Annotated in this window: 21 protein-coding genes and 1 tRNA gene; 16 read left to right on the forward strand and 6 right to left on the reverse strand. The window is 72.1% G+C overall.

The genetic code is table 11. From position 1 onward, the window contains the following. Nucleotides 1-44 precede the first annotated feature (44 nt). From ACIRQH_RS07085 to ACIRQH_RS07095, 3 genes are all read right to left on the reverse strand, one after another. A complete protein-coding gene (locus tag ACIRQH_RS07085) occupies nucleotides 45-1,856 on the reverse strand; it encodes a copper resistance CopC/CopD family protein (protein ID WP_404224999.1) in 1,812 nt (603 codons plus the stop codon). A gap of 132 nt (nucleotides 1,857-1,988) precedes the next feature. Next, on the reverse strand, nucleotides 1,989-2,669 hold the full coding sequence (locus ACIRQH_RS07090; RefSeq protein ID WP_388868082.1) for a GNAT family N-acetyltransferase: 681 nt from the start codon (nucleotides 2,667-2,669) through the stop codon (nucleotides 1,989-1,991). Continuing rightward, nucleotides 2,656-4,719, reverse strand: coding sequence for a penicillin acylase family protein (locus ACIRQH_RS07095; RefSeq protein ID WP_404224614.1), 2,064 nt, complete (start codon nucleotides 4,717-4,719; stop codon nucleotides 2,656-2,658). The genes ACIRQH_RS07090 and ACIRQH_RS07095 overlap by 14 nt, the downstream gene beginning before the upstream one ends. Nucleotides 4,720-4,853: 134 nt before the next feature. On the opposite strand from ACIRQH_RS07095, the gene ACIRQH_RS07100 reads away from it, so the two are divergent. The 3 genes from ACIRQH_RS07100 (at nucleotide 4,854) to ACIRQH_RS07110 (ending at nucleotide 6,467) form a co-directional block, all read left to right on the forward strand. Further along, the gene (locus ACIRQH_RS07100; RefSeq protein WP_404224616.1) at nucleotides 4,854-5,438 is read left to right on the forward strand and encodes an HhH-GPD-type base excision DNA repair protein; all 585 of its coding nucleotides are present in this window, start codon (nucleotides 4,854-4,856) and stop codon (nucleotides 5,436-5,438) included. Between the two features lie 353 nt (nucleotides 5,439-5,791). Beyond that, complete coding sequence (locus ACIRQH_RS07105) at nucleotides 5,792-6,202, forward strand: hypothetical protein (RefSeq protein WP_404224618.1); 411 nt, start codon at nucleotides 5,792-5,794, stop codon at nucleotides 6,200-6,202. Between the two features lie 115 nt (nucleotides 6,203-6,317). Next, the gene (locus ACIRQH_RS07110) at nucleotides 6,318-6,467 is read left to right on the forward strand and encodes a hypothetical protein (protein WP_358817886.1); all 150 of its coding nucleotides are present in this window, start codon (nucleotides 6,318-6,320) and stop codon (nucleotides 6,465-6,467) included. Between the two features lie 72 nt (nucleotides 6,468-6,539). On the opposite strand, the gene ACIRQH_RS07115 is transcribed toward ACIRQH_RS07110, so the two are convergent. Further along, complete coding sequence (locus tag ACIRQH_RS07115) at nucleotides 6,540-8,174, reverse strand: helicase HerA-like domain-containing protein (protein WP_404224620.1); 1,635 nt, start codon at nucleotides 8,172-8,174, stop codon at nucleotides 6,540-6,542. Between the two features lie 104 nt (nucleotides 8,175-8,278). Here ACIRQH_RS07115 and ACIRQH_RS07120 point away from each other — a divergent pair, with 104 nt between their 5' ends. Next, nucleotides 8,279-8,575, forward strand: coding sequence for a type II toxin-antitoxin system VapB family antitoxin (locus ACIRQH_RS07120; RefSeq protein ID WP_003999914.1), 297 nt, complete (start codon nucleotides 8,279-8,281; stop codon nucleotides 8,573-8,575). A 90-nt stretch (nucleotides 8,576-8,665) separates the two neighbouring features. Continuing rightward, nucleotides 8,666-9,319 (forward strand): LytR C-terminal domain-containing protein, encoded by a 654-nt coding sequence (locus ACIRQH_RS07125; protein WP_404224622.1) that lies wholly within the window; start codon nucleotides 8,666-8,668, stop codon nucleotides 9,317-9,319. A 77-nt stretch (nucleotides 9,320-9,396) separates the two neighbouring features. Here the strand turns inward: ACIRQH_RS07125 and upp are convergent, their stop codons facing one another. Then, nucleotides 9,397-10,032 (reverse strand): uracil phosphoribosyltransferase, encoded by a 636-nt coding sequence (upp, locus tag ACIRQH_RS07130; RefSeq protein WP_355871842.1) that lies wholly within the window; start codon nucleotides 10,030-10,032, stop codon nucleotides 9,397-9,399. A gap of 138 nt (nucleotides 10,033-10,170) precedes the next feature. Between upp and ACIRQH_RS07135 the strand changes: the two genes are divergently transcribed. The 9 genes from ACIRQH_RS07135 (at nucleotide 10,171) to ACIRQH_RS07175 (ending at nucleotide 16,627) form a co-directional block, all read left to right on the forward strand. Next, nucleotides 10,171-10,353 (forward strand): hypothetical protein, encoded by a 183-nt coding sequence (locus ACIRQH_RS07135; RefSeq protein ID WP_351426420.1) that lies wholly within the window; start codon nucleotides 10,171-10,173, stop codon nucleotides 10,351-10,353. A gap of 415 nt (nucleotides 10,354-10,768) precedes the next feature. Beyond that, entirely contained in the window at nucleotides 10,769-11,311 is a 543-nt protein-coding gene (locus tag ACIRQH_RS07140; RefSeq protein ID WP_358817944.1) for a hypothetical protein, read from the forward strand. 412 nt (nucleotides 11,312-11,723) lie between these two features. After that, a complete protein-coding gene (gene tadA / locus ACIRQH_RS07145; protein WP_404225001.1) occupies nucleotides 11,724-12,155 on the forward strand; it encodes a tRNA adenosine(34) deaminase TadA in 432 nt (143 codons plus the stop codon). Between the two features lie 98 nt (nucleotides 12,156-12,253). Beyond that, nucleotides 12,254-12,341, forward strand: a tRNA-Ser gene (locus ACIRQH_RS07150). Between the two features lie 430 nt (nucleotides 12,342-12,771). Further along, nucleotides 12,772-12,951 carry a hypothetical protein gene (locus tag ACIRQH_RS07155; RefSeq protein WP_081218223.1) on the forward strand — a complete coding sequence of 60 codons (180 nt, stop codon included), beginning with the start codon at nucleotides 12,772-12,774 and terminating at the stop codon, nucleotides 12,949-12,951. Nucleotides 12,952-12,982: 31 nt separating this feature from the next. Next, nucleotides 12,983-13,276, forward strand: a complete 294-nt coding sequence (locus ACIRQH_RS07160; protein ID WP_358817889.1) for a Dabb family protein — start codon at nucleotides 12,983-12,985, stop codon at nucleotides 13,274-13,276. Nucleotides 13,277-13,594: 318 nt separating this feature from the next. Further along, complete coding sequence (locus ACIRQH_RS07165; protein WP_404225003.1) at nucleotides 13,595-14,587, forward strand: RNA polymerase sigma factor SigF; 993 nt, start codon at nucleotides 13,595-13,597, stop codon at nucleotides 14,585-14,587. Between the two features lie 244 nt (nucleotides 14,588-14,831). After that, nucleotides 14,832-15,728, forward strand: coding sequence for an RNA polymerase sigma factor SigF (locus ACIRQH_RS07170; RefSeq protein ID WP_388930031.1), 897 nt, complete (start codon nucleotides 14,832-14,834; stop codon nucleotides 15,726-15,728). Between the two features lie 50 nt (nucleotides 15,729-15,778). After that, entirely contained in the window at nucleotides 15,779-16,627 is an 849-nt protein-coding gene (locus ACIRQH_RS07175; protein ID WP_404224625.1) for a hypothetical protein, read from the forward strand. A gap of 48 nt (nucleotides 16,628-16,675) precedes the next feature. Here the strand turns inward: ACIRQH_RS07175 and ACIRQH_RS07180 are convergent, their stop codons facing one another. Then, nucleotides 16,676-16,876, reverse strand: coding sequence for a hypothetical protein (locus tag ACIRQH_RS07180; RefSeq protein WP_081218227.1), 201 nt, complete (start codon nucleotides 16,874-16,876; stop codon nucleotides 16,676-16,678). 307 nt (nucleotides 16,877-17,183) lie between these two features. Here ACIRQH_RS07180 and ACIRQH_RS07185 point away from each other — a divergent pair, with 307 nt between their 5' ends. Both ACIRQH_RS07185 and ACIRQH_RS07190 read left to right on the forward strand, forming a co-directional pair. After that, nucleotides 17,184-17,690, forward strand: a complete 507-nt coding sequence (locus ACIRQH_RS07185; RefSeq protein WP_358817893.1) for a MarR family transcriptional regulator — start codon at nucleotides 17,184-17,186, stop codon at nucleotides 17,688-17,690. A 21-nt stretch (nucleotides 17,691-17,711) separates the two neighbouring features. Then, entirely contained in the window at nucleotides 17,712-20,237 is a 2,526-nt protein-coding gene (locus ACIRQH_RS07190) for an MFS transporter (RefSeq protein WP_388930033.1), read from the forward strand. Nucleotides 20,238-20,242: the final 5 nt, after the last annotated feature.

The raw sequence follows: 20,242 nt of genomic DNA on the forward strand, positions 1-20,242 counted from the left end.
CAACTCGATCCCCCGCCGCGTGACCGGCCTGCGCGCTCCGCGCCTCAGCTCACCCTCACCTTCCGCTCCACCGTGACCTGGTCGATGTCGGTGGTGCGGACCGTGGTCTTCATGGTCCAGGTGCCGGCGAGGGGGAGCGTGAGGGTGTCGGAGGTCCAGTAGCCGCCCTTGTCGGTGATCTCCGCGTCGATCGGGCCGACCTTCTGGGATTCCAGGGTGAAGGTGATGCGCAGTTCGGGGACGGTCGCGATGCCGCCGTCGGGGCCGATGATCACGGCCTGCACCGAGTTCTCGCCCACCCGGCCCGGTGACAGCTCGACCTGGACCTTGCCGTGGCCGCCCGGAGTGCCGACGTCGAAGGGGACCAGCGTCGTCGACGAGGCCGGGCGGTCGGCCGCCGCGGTGGCGGCCGCGGCCTCCTCGGCCGCACGGCCCGGCTGAGTGCCGGTCAGCATCGTCGTGATCACCAGGACCAGGATGCCGACGGTGACCTCGGCGAGCACCGAACGCCGCAGCCCCTGGCGGTGTCCGGCGTCGATCGCTCCGCCCGCCCCGCCGTCGTGCCCGTCCTCCGTCGCCCCGTCGTGCCGGTCCCGCGTCCCTTCCGCCTCCGGTCCCTCCTCCTTCAGCCGGCCGTCCGTGTCCGCCTCCGCCTCGCCGGGGCCGCCGGCCGAAACCGCCACCGGTACGCGTCCGGCCGGAACCGTGACCGCGACGCGCGGTGCCGCGAGCCGTGCCGTCCAGCGCCGTGAGAGGGCCGCGCCGGCGAGCAGCAGTGCCACGGCGCCGACCTTCACGAGCAGGAGACGGCCGTACGACGTCGAGGTCAGCGCGTCCCAGGAGCCGAGGCCGCGCCAGGACTGGTAGACGCCCGTGGCGGCGAGGACGGCGACCGAGGCGAGGGCGAGCCGGGAGAAGCGGGTGACGACGGCCGGGGAGACCGGCTCCGCCGGGCGGTGGAGCGCGGTCAGCAGGGCGGTCAGACCGCCGAGCCAGACCGCCATGGCGAGCAGGTGCAGCACCGAGGAGACCATCGCCACCGGGACCTGGATGCCGGCGGAGGCGTGCTCGGCGGCGGCCCAGGTGACCGCGAGGCCGAGGGCGAGGACTCCGCCGAGCGCGAGGACGGCGCGGCCCGGCGGCCGGTCCCGCAGCGGCGCGCGCAGCGGGACGAGGACGGCGGCGGCGAGCAGCGCGAGGCGCGCCACCAGCACGATGCCGGGCCGGCTCGTCAGGGTGTCGCTCAGGATCGACGGGTCGAAGGCGTCGACCAGCCCGGTGCCGCGCTCGTAGGGGCCGCGCAGCAGGAGCAGCGCGAGGGTCGAGCCGAGCAGGGTCCACCAGCCGGTGAGCAGCAGTCGGCGTACGGAGCCGCGGTAGCCGCACACGAGCACGAAGGTCGCCGTACCGATGAGCAGGGCGAGACCGCTGTAGGCGGCGTAGCGGGCGATGTCGTAGAGGGCGGTGGAGGCGGGGTCGCCCGCGGCGGCGGAGGGCAGCGGCGCGGCGGTCGCGGAGGGTTTGCCGATGGAGAAGGTGAAGGCGCCCGAGACGGGGTGGCTGTCCGCCGAGACGACCCGCCAGGCCACGGTGAACGTGCCGGTCCCGAGGCCGCGGGGCAGCGTGACGCTCGCGGTGTCGGACCGCCCGTCGGCGTGGCTCGGCGCACCGGTGTGGACGCGCCGGTTCTCGGGGGTGAGGACGCGGAAGGAGTCGTCGAGCAGTCCGATGGACTCGCTGAACGTCAGGGTCACCCGGCGGGGCGCCGACTTCAGCACGCTGCCGTCCTGCGGGTCCGTGCCGGTCAGCGCGGCATGCGCGGACGCGCCGCTCACGCCCGTGAAGAGGACCAGCATCAGGACGCCGCCCAGCAGGGCCAGGACCCGGGCTCCGCGCCGCCGGTTTCGCCGCCCGCTTCCGTTCACACGCCGTCTCCGTATTCGCATGGGCAGAGTCTCGGTTACGTACGGACCCGGACGGCGTCCTGCTCACCCGGACGTGGGCGAACCCTCCTCGAAGGACGCGCGGGTCAGGAAGAGGAGACGGGCGTGCTTCTCCGGCAGGCGGACCTCGGGCAGGTCGATCTCGGGGAGCACGATGTCCCCGGCGGGGACGAAGCCCTGCCGGGTCAGCCGTTCGACGGCCTTGGTGTTGCGGACGTCGGGTTCCACGACGACGCGCCGCCGGTCGGGGCCTGTCAGGGCGTACGCCGTGAACGCGCCCAGCAGTGCGGCCGACCAGCCCGGCAGGGCACCGCTCCCGGGGGCCGGGGGGCCGATCAGCAGGTGGATGCCGATGTCGCCGGGCTCGACCTCGTAGCACTCGCTGACACGGTCGGCCTCGGGCTCGTAGGTCTGGAAGAGCGCGGCCGGCACGCCGTCCTTGACCGCGAGGAAGGCGTGGTGGGTGTCGAGCGAGTCGAGGTGCAGGAAGGTCTCCAGGACCTGCCGCCTCGTGAACCCGGTCATGCCCCAGTACGCGGCGCGCTCGGCGCTCACCCAGGCGTGGACGACGTCGAGGTCGGCGTGCGGTTCCACGGGCAGCACCCGGACCGTGCCGAAGCCCTCGACCAGTTGCTCGTGCACGGCGGCGCGGCCTCCGGCGTACGGCTCCGTGGTCGTGGCTCCGGTGTCCGTTTCTCCGGTGTCCGTCGTGTCAGTGGCCGTCATCGCTCTCCTTGGTCAGCGTCTTCCAGTCGGTGGTCACCGGAGCGAGTTCTCCGGCGAGCCACAGCGCGAGTTGGTCGCGGTGGTGGTCGGCGCCGGGAACTCCGTCGGCGCCGAAGGGCACCACCCAGAGGCTGGCGTCCCGGTCGGCGAGGTCCCAGACGTAGCGGGCGGCGGGTCCGCGCGCGCTGAGGTCGGTGATCCCGGGCACCGACGACGTGCACAGCACGCAGTCGTTGTCGCCGGAGAGCGCCGGTTCGTCGTACGAGGTGTCGGTGAGCGCGCGCCAGGGGGCGAGGCGGTGGGTGTCGCCCCAGGTGCGGGCGGTGGGCCGGGCGGCCACCTCCTCGACGGCTTCGCGGACGACGGTGTCGCGGTCGATGCCGTACAACTCCCTTGCGCTCAGCAGGTTTTCGAGGGCGAGGCCGACCCGGGGGGTGAGTGCGAGCCAGGGCAGGAAGACGTCCGGGCAGGCGGGCGGGTCGGCGAGGACGGCGAGGGCCGGGTGGGCGGCGAGCCGCCGTACGACCGCGCCGCGCAGCTCCGCGTACGCCGCCGCCGCGGTGCTGCCGGCGTCCATGTGCCGGTCCCAGCGCAGGAGTCGGTCCCGCAGGTCGGCGCCGGGCCCGGACAGGTCGAGGCCGGCGATTCGGTCCAACAGGGGCTCGGCTGAGGCGAGATGGGTGTCCATGTGCAGGGCCGGCATGTCCGCGGCCGTCCATTTGACGCCCGTGTCGAGGAGCTGCCGGAGGCGGGCGGCGCGGTGCGGCGGGGCGAACTCGATACCGAGCGGGGCGGCGGGGCCGCGCTGGTTCGCCATCACGGCGACGCCGTCCTCGACGGAGCCGTACGGCATCGTGTGCCAGCCGGTCCACTCGTGCCCGGGCTCCCAGGCGGGCACGATTCGGACGCGGTTGTCCGTGGCGCGGAGCGGGACGCGGCCCGCGACGCGGTGCAGCAGCCCGCCCTCGGTGTCGGCGGCCTGCACGACGTTCACCGGCTCGACCCAGGTGTCGAACGCCCGGTCCACGTCGGCGACCCGGCGGGCCCGCAGCAGCGGCAGGAGCGTGCCGAAGCCGAGGTCGTGGGTGACGCGCGGCGGATGGCGGAGGCTGACGCCCTCCCCGGCACCGGCGTCCCCGATCACCACGGGTCCGCGGGCCGTCTCGACCACCTCGACCTCGACCGGAGCGCCCCCGGCCACCTCCACACGCTCCACGTGCCGGGCGGCGGCCCGCCACACGCCGTCGGGATCGAGGGCCTCGACGGTCCCGCCGTCCGCGCTCCGCAGGCGCTCACGGTAGAGGTCCTGGTAGTCGGCCATCGCGTTGGTGATGGCCCAGGCGACCGTGCCGGTGTGGGCGAAGTGGGCGATGCCCGGGACGCCGGGGACCGCGATGCCGACGACGTCGAACTCCGGGCAGGCCAGACGTATCTGCTGGTAGACGCCGGGGTCCTCGATGTAGCGGTGGGGGTCTCCGGCGACGACCGGCTGCCCGGTGACGGTGCGCTCGCCGCTCACCAGCCATCCGTTGCTGCCGGCCGTGCCCGGGCCGTCCATGGCGAACAGGCCCACCGCGTCCGCGCCCAACCGCCGCACGACCTCCTCGCGCCACAGCTTCGCGGGGAACCCGGCGAAGAGGATGTGCGTGCCGAGCCAGACCCCGAGCGGGCTCCACGGTTCCCAGCGGCCCGGGGCGAGCCCGGTCGCGGCGAACTCGGGTGCGCGCCGGGCGCCCTCCGCCAGTCCGGCGTTGACCCCGTCGACGTACGCGACGATCCACGCGGCGGTCTCGGGGTCCCGCTCCTCCAGGGCCGCGAAGCAGTGCCGGGCCGTGTCGTCGAGCCGCGCCTGCCGGGCGAACCGGTCCCAGCCCACCGCCTCCGCGCCGAGGAACGCGGCCGAGGTGCCCTGCGAGCGGTGCCGTTCGACCTCCAGCTGCCAGGCCCGGTCCACGGCCGTGACCCGCCCCTGGGTGTGCGCCAGTTCCTGCGCGCTCTCGGCACGCAGGTGCGGGATGCCCCAGGCGTCACGGTAGATCTCGGCGGTCACGATCCGTCCCCACTCTTCTCAGGTTAGGCTCACCTAACTCGCATGCTCCGAGATCGTACGTGCCCGGGGAGGGCCCCGTGGACCCGGGCGGCCACGGCCGAGCGTCCCGTCCCGGCACGCGGGATCATCGGTCCATGGACGTCACTCTTCACCTCGCCCAGCAGCCCGAAGCCGACGAACTCCTCGGCCGCAGCCCGCTCGCCGCCCTGATCGGCATGCTGCTGGACCAGCAGGTACCGATGGAGTGGGCCTTCGCGGGGCCGTATACGATCGCTCAGCGCATGGGGTCGGACGATCTCGACGCGCACGAGATCGCGTCGTACGACCCGGAGAAGTTCGCCGCGCTGCTCTCCGCCAAGCCGGCCGTGCACCGGTATCCCGGTTCCATGGGCAAGCGGATCCACCAGCTGTGCCAGTACCTCGTCGAGCACTACGACGGGGATGCCTCCTCCGTCTGGAAGGACGCCGGCACCGGCGCGGAGCTGCTCCGTCGCCTCAAGGATCTCCCCGGCTTCGGTCCCCAGAAGGCGCAGATCTTCCTGGCCCTGCTCGGCAAGCAGCTCGGGGTGCGGCCCACGGGGTGGCGGGAGGCGGCCGGTCCCTACGGCGAAGCCCGGTCGTTCCGCTCCGTCGCCGACATCACCGGGCCGGAGTCCCTGACGAAGGTACGGGCGCACAAGCAGGAGATGAAGGCCGCGGCGAAGGCCTCCGGCAAGTAACCGGGTCTCCGTGAACCGGGGTCTCCGTGAACCGGGGTCTCCGTGAACCGGGGTCTCCGTGAACCGGGGTCTCCGTGAACCGGGTCACCCCTCCCTCGGCACGGGCGCCGACCCCGCAGCCGGCCCCTCCTCCGCCCCCTCCCTCCCTACCCTTCCCGTTCCTGCGGCTCCGCCCCGGACCCCGTTCCTCAGACTCGGGAGGGGCCGCATTCCTCCCGGCTGAGATCGTCGTCGCGTTCCGCAACCGCTCCGGTGCCCGGGTGATCCCCCGCTCCCTCCGAGGAGTACGCCGACCGGGTGCATCTGGGCGCCGACCCGGTGAGCGCCCCGCCTCCGGTGGGGACATCACGCTCATGAGCCCCACCCCGCGCCACCCGCACCCGCCGCGCCACCGCGGGCGGGCGCGGGGAGGGGCTCGCGGGGAGGCTCGCGGAGGAGCCCGGAACAAGGTCCTCCGGATCCTCCTGCTGCTCGTCGTCGCGCTGCTCGCGACGGGCCCGCACCCGGAGGCCTTCAGCGCCCCGGTGGCGTCCGTGGCCGCCGTCTCCGGCGGCGCCGAGGGCACCGCGGAGCACGACGTGCCCGACACGGCGCTCCGCCCGCCGCACCGCCAGGGACACCGGCCCGTCGCACCACCGCGCCCGGCCGTCACGAGCCGTGCGCGACGACACCGCCGTCCCGCACGGACAGCCGCGCCCACCGGCCCCTCTCCCGCCCCCACTCCCACCCTGCACACGCTCCGCTGCGTGGTCCTGCGCTGCTGACAGACCCGGCCCCGCCGATCAACCCCGGCCTCGGACGAGCCCGCGGCCAGGCCTCTCACCGGCGAACCCCGGTCATCCCGGCATCCCGGACCCAAGGAACAGGACAGGACCTCCCATGCCCACGGACCCGTACGCGGTCCTGCGCGCCCTCCTGCGCGCGGAAGCCGCCCGCGACAACGCCCCCGAGCCGAATCCGCGCCCCGTGCCGCGCCCCGACCCGGACGAACAGCGCCCGGGCTCGTCCCCGGAGACCCCGCGCACCTGACGACAGGAGGCGGCCGCCCCCTCCGGGACGGCCGCCTCCGACGCTGCCGCGCCGCACATCACCCGCCGCGCGCTACCGCCGCTTGCGCGCCGTCCCGAAGAGCGACCGGGTGATCTCCCGTCCGATCTGGGTGCCCATCGACCGCGCCAGGGACGTGAACATGCCGCTGCCGACGACCTGCTCGACGACGGAGGCCTCCTCCTTCGGAGCCCGGCTCCGCCCGCCACCGGACCGCGCGGCCCGCGGAGCGTCCTGTTCGTCCCGCCCGGCAGAACCCGGCGCGGCGGCGGCCTCGGCCTGCGCCGCCGTGAGCTTCTCGTAGGCCGACTCCCGGTCCACCGCCTGCGCGTACCGCCCGTGGAGCGGCGAAGCCCGCACCGCCCGGTCGAGCGCGTCCGGCGCCACCGGCCCCATCAGGGACTGCGGCGCCCTCAGACGGGTCGCGGCGACCGGGGTCGGGGCGCCCTTCTCGCTCAGCACGGTGACGACGGCCTCGCCGGTGCCGAGGCCGGTGAGCACCTCTTCGAGGTCGTACGGAGAGTTGGGGAACGTCTTCACCGTCGACTTCAGCGCCTTCTGGTCGTCCGGCGTGAAGGCGCGCAGCGCGTGCTGGACGCGGTTGCCGAGCTGGGCGAGGACGTCACCGGGTACGTCCTTCGGCGTCTGCGTCACGAAGAAGACGCCGACCCCTTTCGAGCGAATCAGCCGGACGGTCTGCGTGATGGAGTCGAGGAACGCCTTGGAGGCGTCGTTGAAGAGCAGATGGGCCTCGTCGAAGAAGAAGACGAGCTTCGGCTTGTCCGCGTCGCCGACCTCCGGAAGGTCGTGGAAGAGGTCGGCGAGCAGCCACATGAGGAAGGTCGAGAAGAGCTGCGGCTTGTCCTGCACGGCGGGCAGTTCGAGGACCGACACCACGCCCCGGCCGTCCTGCGCCGTCCGCGTCAGCTCGCTCGTGTCGAACTCCGGCTCCCCGAAGAAGGGGCTCATGCCCTGGGCCTCGAAGGCGGTGAGGGAGCGCAGGATGACGCCCGCCGTGGCGGTGGAGAGACCCCCGATCCCCTTCAGCTCCTGCTTGCCCTCGTCGGAGGTCAGGAAGGCGACGACCGCGCGCAGGTCCTTGAGGTCGACCAGCTCCAGGCCCTTCTGGTCGGCGTAGTGGAAGATCAGGCCGAGCGACTGCTCCTGGGTCTGGTTGAGCCGGAGCACCTTGGAGAGCAGGACCGGTCCGAAGCTGGTGACCGTGGCGCGTACGGGGATGCCGTGGCCGAGGCCGCCGAGCGCGTAGAACTCCGCGGGGCAGCCGCCCGGCGTCCACTCCTGGTGGACCTCCCCGGCCCGTTCCCGGACCTTGTCCCCGGGCTCGCCCGGCGCCGAGATCCCGGAGACGTCGCCCTTGACGTCGGCGAGGAATACGGGGACGCCCTGCGCCGACAGCTGTTCGGCGATGAGCTGGAGCGTCTTGGTCTTGCCGGTGCCGGTGGCGCCCGCGACCAGCCCGTGCCGGTTGAGCATCGGCAGCGGGATGCGGATCTGCGCGTCGGGCAGGCAGGCCCCGTCCCAGAGGAGCGCGCCGAGGTCGAGAGCGGGTCCGGCGAAGGCGTAGCCGGCGGCGATCTCCAGGGCCTCCCGGGGGAGCGCGGGGGCGCCGCCGGGCCCCTCGGGACCGGCCCCAGCGGCAGCCGGCGGCACGGTCTCGCTGTCACTCATATCTGACCCCTGTTCCCGATTGTGCTGCTTTGCGGCGGCTTTTCCAGCGTCGCACTCCGTCGCCGTGGCTGCGCCCGGAACGTCTTGACCGGTAGGCTTTCCGTGTGATCTTCAAGCGCATCGGAAACGGCCGGCCGTACCCCGACCACGGCCGGGAAAGCACCCGGCAGTGGGCGGACGTCGCGCCGCGCCCGGTCCGCCTCGATCAGCTCGTGACGACCAAGGGCCAGCTGGACCTGGAGACCCTCCTCGCCGAGGACTCCACCTTCTACGGCGACCTCTTCGCCCACGTCGTCAAGTGGCAGGGCGATCTGTACCTGGAGGACGGCCTGCACCGCGCCGTCCGCGCCGCGCTCCAACAGCGCCAGGTGCTGCACGCGCGCGTCCTTGAACTGGACTAATGGCCACGGCTTGACCCCAATGGGTTGAACTGAGTGCCGAGCAATGATCATTTAGTAGGCATCGCCGTCCGGGCGCACTACGCTGCGCCCATGAGCATGCTCACTCCCCCTGGCATGGGTGGCCAGTACCGGATCACGGGGGACAAGTACCCGCGGATGCGCCGACCCCGGGGGCGCCGCAGGCTCGCGTTCCTGGTCGTCGCCTCCGTCGCCGCACTCGGGCTGATCGGGTGGGGAACCCTGCAGCTCATCGACGTCTTCACCGGTGGCGGCAAGGTCAGCGCCGCGGGTACGAAGGCGGACTGCGGGTCCAAGGCCTCCCCCGCGGCGAAAGCCTCCGCGGCGGCCGCGGTCGCGGGCACTCTTCCGAAGCCGGGCCAGATCACCGTGAACGTTTTCAACGCGACGCCCCGCAGCGGGCTCGCCAAGCAGACCGCGGACGAGCTGAAGAAACGCGGCTTCAAGATCGGTGACGTGGGCAACGCGACGGCCGCCTACGACAAGAAGGTCGAGGGCGCGGGGCTGCTGCTCGGCGCCAAGGACGCCGACCGCGCCGCACTCCCCGTCCTCAACACCCAGCTCCCCGGCGCCCAGCTGAAGACCGACGGCCGGACGCAGCCCACCACCGTCGACCTCATCATCGGCAAGGGCTTCACGACGCTCACGAAGAAGGAGGACGCCGACAAGGCGCTGACCGTCCTGGCCCAGCCCCTGCCGACGCCCTCCGCCAAGAAGAGCTGCTGACCCCTCGGAACGGAACCCGGGGCTCTGCCGAACACCCGTTCCGCAGAGCCCGCTTCCGAAGAGCCGTCCGTCCGTGACTACTCGGCCGCGCCGTACATCCGGTCGCCCGCGTCGCCGAGGCCCGGCACGATGTAGCCGTGCTCGTTCAGGCGCTCGTCGATCGAGGCCGTCACGACGGTGACCGGCGTGCCCGCCAGGTCCCGCTCCATCACCTCGACGCCCTCCGGCGCGGCCAGCAGGACGACAGCGGTGACGTCGTCGGCGCCGCGCTTGATCAGCTCCTGGATCGCCGCGACGAGGGTGCCGCCGGTGGCCAGCATCGGGTCGAGGACGTACACCTGGCGGCCCGAGAGGTCGTCCGGCATGCGGGTGGCGTACGTGGAGGCCTGAAGCGTCTCCTCGTCGCGCACCATGCCCAGGAAGCCCACCTCCGCGGTCGGCAGCAGCCGGACCATGCCGTCGAGCATGCCGAGGCCCGCGCGCAGGATCGGCACGACGAGGGGGCGGGGGTAGGAGAGCTTGACGCCCGTGGTCGGGGAGACCGGGGTCACGATGTCGACCTGCTCCGTCCGCACGTCACGGGTGGCCTCGTAGGCGAGCAGGGTGACCAGCTCGTCGGCGAGCCGCCGGAAGGTCGCGGAGTCGGTGCGCCGGTCGCGCAGGGTGGTGAGCTTATGGGCGACCAGAGGGTGGTCGACGACGTGGAGACGCATGTCCACAACAGTAGCCGGGCCCCGTGCGCCTGCCACTGCCCCGTCCGGCACGCCCCCGCCCGCCGGGTCACCCGTCCGCTGGCATCAAACCGACCATCGGAGGGAAGGTGGGAGGGACGGACCTGGGGTGGTGTGCCAATGCGGAACCCGGAAGAGGAGACCTCCGAGCGGCAGGAGAGCGACGCCGAGCGCCGGAGGCGACGGGCCCAGTTCCTGCGCGACCTGGCCGAGGCGCGCGAGCTGCGCGACCGGGTCCAGCCCCGCCGGGCCAAGACGGCCCGCCTGCGCCACGCCATGCGTATGCGCACGTTCCGCTGGTAGCCCGCCCGCACGGCGGGCCGGACCCGCACGCCCGCCCCGCGGCCGGGCACGACACCGCGCGGCGCCGGGGGCGCCGCGACCGTGGGGACGTCGCCAACTCGCCCAGGGCGACGCCCGGATCACGGCGCACGTCAGCGCCCGCGACGCGCCCGCCGCACGCGCCGCATCGCACCCCGCGTCCCGTCGGCGGCACGCCGACGTGTCGGGCCGGGAGGTGCCTGCGCGGCGGGGGCATCCGCGTACGATCCGCTGTTAGCGATCAAAAGAGGCAGACACAGCAGGCCGAAGACGTCCCCTGAGCGCTCTGTTTCTGCCACGATTCCGAGTGGGCGGGGCTCAGCGCAACACTCCCCGCCCACTGCCTCCGCCGGGGGGAACCCCAACCGGCACACCTATGACCAGTGGGAGAGTCACGGTGTACTTCGCCGCACTGCTCGCGCGCACCGAAGACGGGTGGAAAGCGAGCGACACAGAGCTCGACGATGTGGAAACCCTGTCGGATCTGACCGACCTGGCCCGTGAAGTCTCGGACGAGGACACGGTGCTTCTGCTCATCGAGCAGGAGGACGCGTGGTTCGGCGTCGTCCGCGTGGACGGCGAGGAGGACCCTCGCATCTACGTGTCGGACGCCGCCGCGGCCGCCCGCAGTTCGTACGGCGAGATCCTGCTCACGGACGAAGTGCTGGGACGGGAACCGGGCGGCGACGACGCCGACCTGGACGCCCTCGACCTGGACGGCACGGAGGACGGTGAGCCCGCGGACTCCGAGGACGACGAGGAGGAAGAAGAGGGGAGTGTGACCGGCGACGCCGTGTCGCACAGCCCCGTCGGGGACCGCTACATCCTCGCGGACCTCGGAGTGAGCGAGAGGGAACTGCTGGCCCTGGACGAAGGCGAGGCGCTCAGCACGATCGCCGAGTCGCTGGGGGCGGCCGAGGTCCTGGAGACCGTCCGCTAGGCCCCGGGACGGCGGGCAGGCCCTCTGTACCGGCGAGCCAGGCCCCCGCTCCCCGGACCGAACGTACGCAGCACGACATCAGCATCGACAGACGTCGCCGGGCCGGCCCGCTCCACATGGCCGGCTCCGCAGTCCTGTCCGCACGCGGCAGGACGACGACGACACCGCCGGTGGACCGGCCCCGGCATCACACGGAATCCGCGGCCCGGCTCCGGAAGGGGCCGGGTCACCGAGGTCTGCCCGTTCTCCCGGCGTCGCGCGCTCCAGGGCCGCGCCCGCCCGCGAAGCACCCACGGTGCCGTCGGGCAGGTCTGCGCGCCTCGGCCCGGCGGGGTTCCGCTAGGTTCCCGGGGTGAGCACCCCTCATCAGGCACCCCGGCCCGATCCCGTACGCGACCCCTGGCGGGACCCGATGCGGCTCGCTCTGGACGAGGCGCGGCTGGCCGTCCGGGACGGGGACGTTCCCGTCGGTGCCGTCGTGCTGGCCCCGGACGGGACGACCGTGCTGGCGGCCGGGCACAACGAACGCGAGGCCACCGGCGACCCGACCGCGCACGCCGAGGTCCTCGCGCTGCGCAGGGCCGCCGCGCGGCTCGGCGAGTGGCGGCTGACCGGCTGCACGCTCGTCGTCACCCTGGAGCCCTGCACGATGTGCGCGGGCGCGCTCGTGCAGTCCCGGGTCGAGCGGGTGGTCTACGGCGCCCGTGACGAGAAGGCGGGCGCGACCGGATCCGTCTGGGACGTGGTCCGGGACCGGCGGCTGAACCACCGGCCCGAGGTCGTCGAGGGCGTCCTCGCCGTCGAGTCCGCCGCGCTGCTCACCGGCTTCTTCCGCGACCGCTGACCGCGGCCCGGGGGCTCGTCGGCCGTGTCCCGCGCGGAAGTTCCGGGGCCCCGAAACGGATTTCAGACCATGGCCCCCCTTGGGGTAGGGTCTTCCTCGGTAGCGTGTCCGAGCGGCCGAAGGAGCTCGCCTCGAAAGCGAGTGTGGCGTAACCCGTCACCGAGGGTTCAAATCCCTCCGCTACCGCTTCAGAAGGGCCCCGTCGAAAGACGGGGCCCTTCGTGCGTTCCGTGACGTGCGGGTGCGCTCGGGCCTCCGGACGCGGAAAAGCCCCGGCGTCCGCTCAGTCGCCGGGGCTTACCTTCCGCACCCACAAGGGGCGGGGGAGGCGGCATCGGGGGGACAGCCGCCTCCCCCGTTTCAAGGACCCTCAGGTCCACGCCGCCGTCTCGGGGGAAGCTGCGGCGCGGACCCCGCAGTGAGGCCCCTCCGGGCCCCGCGGACTTCCTGCCGGTTCCGCCGGGGCTCACTTCCATCCTGACCTGCGGCAGCTCGCCCGGGGCCCGGCAAAAGACCTCGACCAGTGGGCCGTTGGTCCCTAAAGAGCGTGTGAAGGTTAAACTCACCGCCGGCAACAGGGGGCCCACCGGGCGCAGCAGGCACAGGGGAGGCCGCCATGGCGGTGAATTCGAAGAAGATCGCGATCTACGTCATCGTGGTCTTCGCGCTCTACGTGATCATCACGGATCCGGCCAAGGCGGCGGACTACGTCCAGATAGGCTTCGAGGGCATATCGAGCGCCGCCCAGGCGGTGGGCGACTTCATGACCTGGGTCGCCGACGGAGCCCAGAACTGACGCCCGGCGCCGACACCACCAAGGAGTTCCCGTGATCCGCCATCTGGTCCTCTTCAAGCTCAACGACGGTGTCGGGCGGGACGAGCCCCGTGTCGTCGAGGGCGTCGCCGCCTTCCGCGCGCTCGGTGACCGGATCCCCGAGCTGCGGTTCTGGGAGTGCGACTGGAACATCACCGACCGGCCGATCGCCTACGACTTCGCGATCAACTCCGCCGTCGAGGACGCCGACGCGCTCACGCGCTACCTGGAGCACCCGGCCCACCAGGCGGGCGTCGCCCTCTGGCGCGAGTTCGCCACCTGGGTGATCGCCGACTATCCGTTCTGATCGGTACGCCCGCTCCGCCGGTCTTCCGCTCTTCCGGTCCGTTCGATCGCAGCGGTCCGGCCGGCCGGACCGATCGGATCGTTCCGACTGGTCCTCCTGGCCCCCTGGTCCGACCGCCGCGACCGGCCTCGGCCGCCCTCGTTCCGCGCCCCTGACCGCAACCGGCCAGGGGTTTTTGGTGTCTTACGCCCCAACCCACCTCCAACACGGCAATATGCGGTGCTTGCACACAGTGCACATGTCTTGTGATGCTATGACCGCTTTTGACGGATGAGTTGACGGATACGTTGACGGACGTTGACGAATGACGAGGTGGCGTTGACCGTGTCGGCCAGTACTGCGCCGCCCCAGGAGGAAGCCCCGGCCCAGGCCCAGGCGCCGGCCCCCACGCACGCCCTGGCCCAGGCCCCGCCCTCGCCCCCGGCGCAGAGCACCGCACCGGACGACGCAGCAGGCACCGCACCGGACGACGCAGCAGGCACCGCGGCGAGCGCCGCACCCGTGGCGACCGTCATCGAGACGGCCCCGGAGGTCGCGCCCGAGCGACGCCGCGGCGCCGACACCCGGGCCCTGACCCAGGTGCTCTTCGGCCAGCTCAAGGTGCTGGAACCGGGCACCCCCGAGCACAACCGGGTCCGCGGGGCGCTCATCGAGGCCAACCTCCCGCTCGTCCGGTACGCGGCGGCCCGCTTCCGCTCCCGCAACGAGCCGATGGACGACGTCGTCCAGGTCGGCACGATCGGCCTGATCAACGCGATCGACCGCTTCGATCCCGACCGGGGCGTGCAGTTCCCGACCTTCGCGATGCCGACGGTCGTCGGCGAGATCAAGCGGTACTTCCGCGACAACGTCCGCACCGTCCACGTACCGCGGCGGCTGCACGAGCTGTGGGTGCAGGTGAACTCCGCGACGGAGGACCTGACGACCGCCTTCGGGCGCTCGCCCACCACCTCGGAGATCGCCGAGCGGCTGCGCATCACCGAGGAGGAGGTGCTCTCCTGCATCGAGGCCGGCCGCTCGTACCACGCCACCTCCCTCGAGGCGGCCCAGGAGGGCGACGGGCTGCCGGGGCTGCTCGACCGGCTCGGCTACGAGGACCCCGCGCTCGACGGGGTCGAGCACCGCGACCTCGTACGGCACCTGCTCGTACAGTTGCCCGAACGGGAGCAGCGGATCCTGCTGCTGCGCTACTACAGCAACCTCACGCAGTCACAGATCAGTGCGGAACTGGGCGTGTCCCAGATGCATGTGTCAAGGCTGCTCGCCCGTAGTTTCGCGCGTCTTCGATCCGCAAACAGGATCGAGGCGTAACCGACAAGAGCGAATCGCTCAAGGTCGCTTTTTCCGGCGGTTGACCGCTGAAAAACCGTCAGACCCCCTTTTTCCAGGGTCTATTCACCCCCTCAGTGTCGACATGTCACTACAGCGTGTTGCCGACATGTGACATTCTTCCGGAAGCGCGTTTGCCGCAGCCCCGCCTCCGGTATTCAGGTGGAGGCTGCGTTCCTCCGACGGGAGCGATTGCCGCGACCGTCCGCGACCCAAAGGGGGTGGCATGTCCGCAGATCAGGGCAGCTCGAAGGTGCTCACGCTCACGAAGAGCGACGCAGCGCCCGAGGCGCACGCCGCGCTTCACGATGTCCCCGCCGCCGAGGCCCCGGTAGCCGTACTGGTCCCCGAGTCCTCGGGCGCCATCGACACCCGGACCCTTTCCCGCTCCCTCTTCCTGCGGCTCGCCGCACTCGCCGAGAACAGCCCCGAGCGTGGTTACGTCCGGGACACCCTCATCGAGCTCAACCTCCCGCTCGTCCGGTACGCGGCAGCCCGCTTCCGCTCCCGCAACGAACCGATGGAGGACATCGTCCAGGTCGGCACCATCGGCCTGATCAAGGCGATCGACCGCTTCGACACCGAACGCGGCGTCGAGTTCCCGACCTTCGCGATGCCGACCGTCGTCGGCGAGATCAAGCGCTTCTTCCGCGACACCTCCTGGTCGGTCCGCGTCCCGCGCCGCCTGCAGGAGCTGCGGCTCGCCCTCACCAAGGCCAGCGACGAGCTCTCGCAGAAGCTCGACCGTTCTCCGACGGTCGCCGAACTCGCCGTGGTTCTCGGGGTGTCCGAGGAGGACGTGGTCGACGGTCTCGCCGTCGGCAACGCGTACACCGCCTCCTCCCTCGACTCTCCCGCGCCCGAGGACGACGGCGGCGAGGGCTCCCTCGCGGACCGCCTCGGCTACGAGGACACCGCGCTGGAGGGCGTGGAGTACCGCGAGTCGCTCAAGCCGCTGCTCGCCAAACTGCCGCCCCGTGAGCGCCGGATCATCATGCTGCGCTTCTTCGCCAACATGACCCAGTCGCAGATCGGCGAGGAGGTCGGCATCTCGCAGATGCACGTCTCCCGCCTCCTCACCCGCACGCTGTCCCAGCTGCGCGAGGGCCTCATCTCGGACTGAACACTCCACGTGGGGTTCATAATTGATGGACCGTCAGTCACACTGGCGCGATGCGTCACGAGTCGATACCCGGACGCCGGGGTGCCCTGCTGGGTGCCTCGGCGGCCGTGCTGTGTCTGGGCGGAGTCCTGGCCGCGTGCGGGAGCGGCGGAGCCGGTGGCGGCTATGTCGCGGTCGGACCCGGGGGCGGTTCGCCGGGGGCCTCGGGAGCCGCGGTGGCCCCGTCGGGCGACGTGTCCCTGGTGCCGCTGGACGGCTCGGGCAGACCGGGCTCCGGATCGCGCGGCGCCAAGTCCGGTGGCGGGCACGCCGGTTCGGACATGGGTGGATCGACGTCGGCCGGCGGCGGTCCTGGTTCGGCCTCGGGCGACGGCGCGGAGGGTCCGGGAGACGAGAAGAACGCGGGCGGCGCCACGGCCGGGGGCGGTGACGACGGCTCCGGCGGTACGGGGGCCGGCACAGGCGGCGCCGGTTCCGGCTCGTCCTCCGGGTCCGATTCGGGCCGTACTGGCGGGGGTTCAGGTGGAAGCCCGGGCAACGGCGCCGGGCACACTTCCGCGCCGGCCACGCCCGAACCGTCGGCGAGCGCCCGGCCCGCCGCGCTCGGCGTGACGGGTACCACGCGGGCGGGCACCGGTCGGCGGTGGTGCGAGAAGGTCATCGTCTCGTTCCGCAACACCGGTGGTACGGCGGTGCGTTCGGGCACGGTGACGTTCGGGACGCACATCATCGGGTCGCTCGGGATCGACTGGGCGACGATCACGTCGACCGAGGCCCTTCCCGCGCCGATCGGCGCCGGCGCGAGGAAGGACGGCACCTGGACGGTGTGCGTCGACGCGTGGCGGGTGCCGTTGGGCATGCACATCGAGACGCGGGACGTGTCCGTCCAGTGGAAGTAGGACGTGGGAGCGGGTGTACGTGGTGGCCGGTGAGCCCGGCCCGCCCGCCTACTTGAACGCGAGCCAGGCCACCGCGGCGACGACCACGACGGCGACGATGACGCCGACGATCAGACCCACACGGGGACCGGCGGGAGCCGCCGCCTGCTGCTGCTGCCGGCCCTGGGGGGACTCGTCGACGAACGCACGGAACATCTGGGTGCTGCCCGCGGGGTCGTAGTTGCCCTCGGGGCCCTGGGTGTTTGCCATAGGCCAGGACACTAGCGAATCCGCGGGGTCTGCCCAAGTGCAGGGTTCCGCTTTCGCTCCGGCCCGAGGGCGGTTCGACCGGAACACCCGTTCCGTGGGCCCCCAGCGCGTCGCCGAACGCGCGTCCGACGGGCGCTCCGGGCCCCGTCACAGCGAGCCCATAGCCAGACGCACGCCCTCACCTGCGGGTTTACATTCGCAGATGCTTGCCTTTGCCAAGTTTTTAGCCCTGAAGCCCCGAACTCGTTTGCCTGCAGCAACCAACTGCTTTTATGGTTGCCCTAAGCAACGAACAGGGGGAGGTGTGATGGCCGAGCAGGCGCAGTACGAGGAATTGGCTCGTCAGCTCAGCGCCATCGGTGCCGTGAAGAGGGACATGGCGCGGATCCTGCCGCCCGACTGTCCCGGCGGCTCCGCCGCCGTGCTCACGCTGCTCGGCCGGTACGGCGAGATGCGGATGAGCAGGCTCGCGGAGCTTCTCTCCGTCGACATGTCGGTGACCAGCCGCCATGTCGCGCATGTCGCCGACCGGGGCTGGATCGAACGGTTCCCCGACCCCGCCGACAAGCGCTCACGCATCCTGCGCCTCACCGGGACCGGCCAGGAGCAGCTCGACGAGCTCTCCCTGCGCACGTCGCGGCTGCTGGCCGACCGGCTCAGTCACTGGTCCGACCACGAGGTCGGGCTGCTCATCGAGCTGATGGGCAGGCTGCGCGAGAGCTTCGGCGACTGCCGCTCCACGCAGCGGACACCGGCGCACCCTCCCTCGTACGCGACAGACGTATCAGAACTGACCACCCGTACGCCCGCTTAAGCACGGAAGAAAAGGAAGCCCATGGCAACCACCACACCAGCCGGTGTGCGGGGCTCTCACGCCAAGCACGGAGGCGCCCCCGACGGCGCTCCGATGACGCACCGGCAGATCATGGAGGCCCTCTCCGGGCTCCTGCTCGGCATGTTCGTCGCGATCCTGTCGTCGACGATCGTCTCCAACGCGCTCCCCCGCATCATCGGTGACCTGGGCGGCGGCCAGTCCGCCTACACCTGGGTCGTCACGGCCGCGCTGCTCTCGATGACCGCGACCACGCCCCTGTGGGGCAAGCTGTCCGATCTGTACAGCAAGAAGGCGCTCGTCCAGATAGCGCTCGTCATCTACGTACTGGGATCGGCCGCCGCCGGTCTCTCGCAGAACGCCGGCATGCTGATCGCCTGCCGCGTCGTGCAGGGCGTCGGCGTCGGCGGTCTGTCCGCCCTCGCGCAGATCGTGATGGCCGCGATGATCTCCCCGCGTGAGCGCGGGCGCTACTCCGGCTACCTCGGCGCGACGTTCGCAGTCGCGACGGTCGGCGGTCCGCTGCTCGGCGGTGTCATCACCGACACCAGCTGGCTCGGCTGGCGCTGGTGCTTCTACGTCGGTGTGCCGTTCGCGATCATCGCGCTCATCGTGCTGCAGAAGACCCTGCACCTGCCCGTCGTGAAGCGGGACGTCAAGGTCGACTGGGGCGGCGCGTTCTTCATCTCCGCCGCGGTCTCCCTGCTCCTGCTGTGGGTCACCTTCGCCGGTGACAAGTACGACTGGGTCTCCTGGCAGACGTACACGATGGTCGGCGGCGCGATCGTCCTCGGTCTGCTCTTCGTCCTCGTCGAGTCCAGGGCCAGCGAGCCGATCATCCCGCTGCGGCTGTTCCGCAACCGGACCATCACGCTGTCGTCCCTCGCCTCGCTGTTCGTCGGCGTCGCGATGTTCACCGGCACCGTCTTCTTCAGCCAGTACTTCCAGCTGGCCCGGGACAAGTCCCCGACGATGTCGGGTGTCATGACGATCCCGATGATCGCCGGCCTGTTCATCTCCTCCACGGTCTCCGGCCAGGTCATCACCAAGACCGGCCGGTGGAAGTACTGGCTCGTCAGCGGCGGCTTCCTGGTCACCGCGGGCCTCGGTCTCCTCGGCACGATCCGCTACGACACGACGTACTGGCACATCGCGATCTTCATGGCGCTGCTGGGTCTCGGCATCGGCATGATGATGCAGAACCTGGTGCTGTCCACGCAGAACCAGGTGGCGCCGTCCGACCTGGGCTCCGCCAGCTCCACGGTCACCTTCTTCCGTTCCCTCGGCGGTGCGATCGGCGTCTCCGCGCTCGGCGCGGTCATGGCCACCCGTATCACCGACTACGTGAAGGACGGGCTGACCGACCTCGGCCCCAAGTACGCCTCCCTCGGCTCCGGTTCGGACTCCACCATCCCGGACATGGACAAGCTGCCCGCGCCGCTGCGCACGGTGATGGAGAGCGCGTACGGCCACGGCATCGCGGACGTCTTCCTGATCGCCGCCGGCATGGCGCTGGTCGCCTTCCTGATCGTGCTGTTCATCAAGGAGGTCCCGCTGCGGACGTCCGGCGCGCTGGCCCAGGCCGCCGCCGACCAGTCCGGGGCGCCGGCCACCGAGACGACCGTCGCCGAGTCCGTCGAGGTCCCGGCCGACGCCGAGCGGATCCCCGCCCAGGCCGTCGCGGCCACCGAGGCGGGCCCCGAGGGCACGCAGCGTCTCGCCGCGGTCGCCACCGCGACGCGCGAGAGCGTCCCGCAGCCCGCGTCCGCCGGCATCCCGGTGCGCGGCCAGGTCCGCGGCGCCGAGAGCGCACCCGTGCCGCAGGCGGCCGTCACGCTGATCTCCCTCGCGGGACGTCAGCTCGGCCGCTCGGTCGCCCAGGCCGACGGCTCCTACGCGGTGGACGCGCCCGGCGTCGGCTCCTACGTCCTGATCGCCTCCGCCGACGGCTTCCAGCCGCAGGCCTCGACGATCGTCGTGAACGACGAGCCGCTCACGTACGACATCCTGCTGAGCGGCACGAGCGGGCTGAGCGGTGTCGTCCGGGCGGCCGACGGCGGTACCCCCGTCAAGGACGCGATGGTCATCGTGACCGACGTCCGCGGTGACGTGCTGGCCACCGGAACCACCGGTGAGCAGGGCGAGTTCGCGTTCGCCGAGCTGGTGCCCGGAGTCGTCACGGTCGCCGTGAACGCGGCGGGCCACCGGCCGCGCGCCCTGCCCGTCGAGGTGGGCGGCACCGGGGTCACCCGGATCGAGGTCGACCTCGACTCGGGCTCCCAGGTCCAGGGTGTCGTACGGGCGCCGCACGGCCCCCTGTCGGACGCCCGCGTGACGCTGGTCGACGCGGCCGGCAACGTGGTCGGCACGGCCAGGACCGGTGGAGACGGCGCCTACGCCTTCACCGACCTGGACGGCGGCGAGTACACCGTCATCGCGACCGGCTACCCGCCGGTGGCGACGGCGCTGACCGTCGGCGGCCGTGGCGTGGACGACCACGACATCGAACTCGCCCACCCCGGCGAGTAGTCCGA

It is taken from the genome of Streptomyces sp. NPDC102279 (assembly GCF_044766365.1).
GTDB lineage: Bacteria > Actinomycetota > Actinomycetes > Streptomycetales > Streptomycetaceae > Streptomyces.

What these genes read in the sequence shown, in the direction of transcription:
- ACIRQH_RS07100 (WP_404224616.1), top strand. Translation starts at nt 4,854, where the DNA reads ATGGACGTCACTCTTCACCTCGCCCAGCAGCCCGAAGCCGACGAACTC.
- upp (WP_355871842.1), bottom strand. Translation starts at nt 10,032, where the DNA reads ATGCGTCTCCACGTCGTCGACCACCCTCTGGTCGCCCATAAGCTCACC.
- ACIRQH_RS07115 (WP_404224620.1), bottom strand. Translation starts at nt 8,174, where the DNA reads ATGAGTGACAGCGAGACCGTGCCGCCGGCTGCCGCTGGGGCCGGTCCC.
- ACIRQH_RS07185 (WP_358817893.1), top strand. Translation starts at nt 17,184, where the DNA reads ATGGCCGAGCAGGCGCAGTACGAGGAATTGGCTCGTCAGCTCAGCGCC.
- ACIRQH_RS07170 (WP_388930031.1), top strand. Translation starts at nt 14,832, where the DNA reads ATGTCCGCAGATCAGGGCAGCTCGAAGGTGCTCACGCTCACGAAGAGC.
- tadA (WP_404225001.1), top strand. Translation starts at nt 11,724, where the DNA reads ATGCGGCTCGCTCTGGACGAGGCGCGGCTGGCCGTCCGGGACGGGGAC.
- ACIRQH_RS07175 (WP_404224625.1), top strand. Translation starts at nt 15,779, where the DNA reads ATGCGTCACGAGTCGATACCCGGACGCCGGGGTGCCCTGCTGGGTGCC.
- ACIRQH_RS07125 (WP_404224622.1), top strand. Translation starts at nt 8,666, where the DNA reads ATGAGCATGCTCACTCCCCCTGGCATGGGTGGCCAGTACCGGATCACG.
- ACIRQH_RS07105 (WP_404224618.1), top strand. Translation starts at nt 5,792, where the DNA reads ATGAGCCCCACCCCGCGCCACCCGCACCCGCCGCGCCACCGCGGGCGG.
- ACIRQH_RS07190 (WP_388930033.1), top strand. Translation starts at nt 17,712, where the DNA reads ATGGCAACCACCACACCAGCCGGTGTGCGGGGCTCTCACGCCAAGCAC.
- ACIRQH_RS07180 (WP_081218227.1), bottom strand. Translation starts at nt 16,876, where the DNA reads ATGGCAAACACCCAGGGCCCCGAGGGCAACTACGACCCCGCGGGCAGC.
- ACIRQH_RS07085 (WP_404224999.1), bottom strand. Translation starts at nt 1,856, where the DNA reads ATGCTGGTCCTCTTCACGGGCGTGAGCGGCGCGTCCGCGCATGCCGCG.
- ACIRQH_RS07110 (WP_358817886.1), top strand. Translation starts at nt 6,318, where the DNA reads ATGCCCACGGACCCGTACGCGGTCCTGCGCGCCCTCCTGCGCGCGGAA.
- ACIRQH_RS07090 (WP_388868082.1), bottom strand. Translation starts at nt 2,669, where the DNA reads ATGACGGCCACTGACACGACGGACACCGGAGAAACGGACACCGGAGCC.
- ACIRQH_RS07155 (WP_081218223.1), top strand. Translation starts at nt 12,772, where the DNA reads ATGGCGGTGAATTCGAAGAAGATCGCGATCTACGTCATCGTGGTCTTC.
- ACIRQH_RS07135 (WP_351426420.1), top strand. Translation starts at nt 10,171, where the DNA reads ATGCGGAACCCGGAAGAGGAGACCTCCGAGCGGCAGGAGAGCGACGCC.